Origin of the sequence: Streptomyces sp. NPDC008238 (assembly GCF_042956445.1) — a bacterium.
Taxonomy (GTDB): domain Bacteria; phylum Actinomycetota; class Actinomycetes; order Streptomycetales; family Streptomycetaceae; genus Actinacidiphila.
Map to the genome: position 1 here is coordinate 1 of NZ_JBIBGK010000069.1, position 4,064 is coordinate 4,064.

Annotated in this window: 1 protein-coding gene; it reads left to right on the forward strand. The window is 72.0% G+C overall.

The genetic code is table 11. The annotated features are described in order from the left end of the window. A partial coding sequence (locus ACFZAU_RS41710; RefSeq protein ID WP_500556589.1) for a type I polyketide synthase occupies window positions 1-4,064 on the forward strand: 4,064 nt, incomplete at both ends.

Sequence of the window (4,064 nt, forward strand, 5' to 3'; positions counted from 1 at the left end):
TCGATGAGCGGCACGGTCGGTACGCCGGGTCAGGGTAATTACGCCGCTGCGAACGCCTTCCTGGATGCGTTGGCGGAGCAGCGTCGTGCGGATGGTCTGGCGGCGACGTCGATCGCGTGGGGTCCGTGGGCCGAGGGCGGCATGGCGGCCGACGAGACGTTGGCCGCCCGGATGCGTCGTGATGGTGTGCCGCCGATGCGGGTGGATCTGGCGGTCAACGCCTTGCAGCAGGCGGTCGGTTCCGGTGAGGCCGCGCTCACCGTGGCGGACGTGGAATGGGACCGCTTCCTCGCAGGATTCACCGCCGTCCGCGACAGTGAGCTGTTCAGCGAACTGCGGGTCGCCTGCGAAGCGGGCAGGGCGCGGACTGCCTCGGCGGACGCAACCGGCGGGGCCGTCGATTCCGCGTCCTTCGTCGGCAGGCTGGCCTCTGCTGCCGGGGCTGAGCAGGAGCGGATGCTGCTGGACCTGGTGCGTACCCAGGTGGCGGCCGTTCTTGGTCATGCCGGTGTCGATGCGGTGGGGGCCGGGAGGGCGTTCAAGGAGCTGGGCTTCGACTCGCTGACCGCGGTGGAGCTGCGGAACCGGCTGGGTGCGGCGACGGAGCTGCGGTTGCCGGCGACGCTGGTCTACGACTATCCGACGTCCGCTGCGCTGGCGGAATACCTGCGGGGTGAGCTGCTGGGGACGGCCCCCTCCGGGGACGTCGACTTGCCCGCGGTGGTCGCCACGGACGACGATCCGATCGCGATCGTAGCGATGAGCTGCCGTTTCCCGGGTGGTGTGCGAAGCCCCGAGGACCTGTGGCGGCTCCTGGTGACGGGGACGGACGCGGTGGGGGAGTTCCCCGTCGACCGCGGCTGGGACCTGGGACAGCTCTACGACCCCGACCCGGACCGTGCCGGTACGTCGTACACCCGCGAAGGCGGCTTCGTGGACGGCGCTTCGGAGTTCGACGCGGACTTCTTCGGGGTCTCGCCGCGTGAGGCGCTGGCCATGGACCCGCAGCAGCGGTTGCTGCTGGAGACGTCGTGGGAGGCGTTCGAGCGGGCCGGGATCGATCCGGCCTCGCTGCGTGGGAGCCAGGTGGGCGTCTTCGTCGGCACCAACGGACAGGACTACCTCTCCCTCGTCGCCCGCGAGCCCGACGGCCTGGAAGGACACATCGGCACCGGGACCGCGGGCAGTGTGATGTCGGGTCGGGTGTCGTACGCGCTGGGGCTTGAGGGGCCGGCGGTGACCGTGGACACGGCGTGTTCGTCGTCGCTAGTGGCGTTGCATTGGGCGGTGCAGGCGCTGCGGCAGGGCGAGTGCTCCATGGCGCTGGCGGGCGGCGTCACGGTGATGTCGACGCCTGAGACCTTCGTCGACTTCAGTCGCCAGCGGGGTCTGGCGGAGGACGGCCGGATCAAGGCGTTCGCGGCGGCTGCGGACGGTACGGGGTGGGGTGAGGGCGTCGGCATGCTGCTGGTGGAGCGGCTGTCGGACGCGCGCCGCAACGGCCACCCGGTGCTGGCGCTGGTGCGGGGCTCGGCGGTGAACCAGGACGGTGCGAGCAACGGTCTGACGGCGCCGAACGGTCCGTCGCAGCAGCGGGTGATCCGCCAGGCCCTGGCGAGCGCCGGGCTGGCGGCCTCGGACGTGGACGCGGTGGAGGCCCACGGCACGGGCACCCGGCTGGGTGACCCGATCGAGGCCCAGGCCCTGCTGGCCACCTACGGCCAGGAGCGCGCCGAGGGCCGACCCTTGCTCCTCGGTTCCATCAAGTCGAACATCGGCCACACGCAGGCGGCGGCCGGTGTCGCGGGCGTCATCAAGATGGTCATGGCGATGCGGCACGGGGTGCTGCCGCAGACGCTCCACGTGGACGAGCCGACCCCGCACGTCGACTGGACGGCCGGATCCGTCTCCCTGCTGACCGAGTCCGTCGAGTGGCCCGACACCACGCGTCCGCGCCGGGCCGGCGTCTCGTCGTTCGGCATCAGCGGCACCAACGCGCACACGATCATCGAGCAGGCCCCGGAGCCCGCGCCCGATGCCGCCGAGTCTCCGTCGCGTACGCCCGGCGTGCTCCCGTACCTCCTGTCGGCCAAGTCCCCCGAGGCCCTGCGCGCCCAGGCAGCCGCCCTCAGCGCGCGCCTGTCAGAGGCCGGGACGGCGGATGGCAACGCCTTGCGGCCCGTCGACCTCGGCTACTCCCTCGCAACCGGTCGCGCGCACCTGGACCATCGTGCGGTCGTCTTGGCGGACAGCACGGCCGAGGTGGCGGACCTGCTCGCGCGGCTGGCCTCCGGTGACGACGTCCCCGCCATCACTTCCGGCACGGTGGAAGACGGGCGTACGGCGTTCCTGTTCACGGGGCAGGGCAGTCAGCGCCTGGGGATGGGGCGTGAGCTGTACGAGGCCCATCCGGTGTTCGCGGACGCGTTGGACGCGGTCTGCGCCCGGATGGACGCGTACCTCGATGTGCCGTTGAGGGATGTGCTGTTCGGCGAGGACGCGGGGGTTCTGGACCGTACGGAGTTCGCGCAGCCCGCGCTGTTCGCGGTGGAGGTGGCGCTGTTCCGGCTGGTCGAGTCGTGGGGTGTGCGACCGGACTTCGTGTCGGGGCACTCGGTGGGTGAGATCGCCGCGGCGCACGTGGCGGGTGTCTTCTCGCTGGATGATGCGTGTGCGCTGGTGGCGGCGCGGGGCCGGTTGATGCAGGCGCTGCCGGCCGGCGGCGTGATGATCGCGGTGCAGGCTTCGGAGGACGAGGTCCTGCCGCTGCTGAACGACCGCGTGAGTATCGCTGCCGTGAACGGCCCTTCGTCGGTGGTCATCGCCGGTGACGAGGACGCGGCCACGGCGGTTGCGGGGTCTTTCGAGGGGCGGAAGTCGAAGCGGCTGAAGGTCAGCCACGCGTTCCACTCCCCGCACACGGACGGGATGCTGCAGGCGTTCCGTGAGGTGGTGTTCGGACTGTCCTTCGAGGTGCCGCGGATCCCGGTCGTCTCGAACCTGACCGGTGCCGTGGTCACGGACGAGATGGCGTCGGCGGAGTTCTGGGTGCGGCATGTGCGGGAGGCCGTGCGCTTCCTGGACGGTGTGCGTGCGTTGGAGGCGGCCGGGGTCAGCACGTTCGTGGAATTGGGTCCGGACGGTGTGCTGTCGGCGATGGCGCAGGAGTGCGTCGACACCGAGGGCGCCGCCTTCGTCCCGGTCCTGCGCGCCGCCCGCCCTGAGGCCGAGAGCCTGGGCGACGCCCTCGCGCGAGCCCATGTCAGAGGCCTCGCGATCGACTGGCACGCGTACTTCGCCGGTTCGGGCGCTCGGCGCGTGGACCTCCCGACCTACGTGTTCCAGCGGCAGCGGTTCTGGCCGGAGCCCTCCACAGAGGTCGTCCGCGACACCGCATCCGACGCCGCGGATGCCTGGTTCTGGGATGCGGTGGACCGCGAGGACCTCGCGTCGCTGACCGCCGCACTCGACACCGAGGCCACGACCGCCTGGGGCAGTGTCCTGCCCGGACTGGCCGCGTGGCGTCGTCAGGCCCGGGAGCGGTCGGAGGTGGACGGCTGGCGGTACCGCGTGACGTGGACGCCGCTGACCGCTCCTGCCGCCGATCGCCTGTCGGGTGCGTGGCTGATGGTGGTGCCGGCCGGGGGCGACGTTGCCGGGCCGGTGGTGGGCGCGCTGGTGGGGCGTGGTGCTGAGGTGCGCCGGGTCGAGGTCGAGCCGGGCACGGACCGTGCGGCCCTGGCGGAGCTGGTTGCCGGCGCGTACGCGGGTGTGGTGTCGCTGCTGGACCTCGCCGGCACGGTGGCGTTGGTGCAGGCTCTGGGCGATGCCGGGGTGGGCGGCCGGTTGTGGTCCTTGACCCGGGGTGCGGTGTCGGTCGGCCGTTCGGACCGGCTGGTGTCGCCGGTGCAGGCGCAGGTGTGGGGTCTGGGCCGGGTGGCTGCGCTGGAGGTGCCGGAGCGCTGGGGTGGTCTGGTCGACCTGCCGGAGGTGCTGGACGAGCGTGCGCTGTCACGTGTGGTCGGGGTGCTGGCTGGTTTCGGTGAGGACCAGGTGGCGGTGCG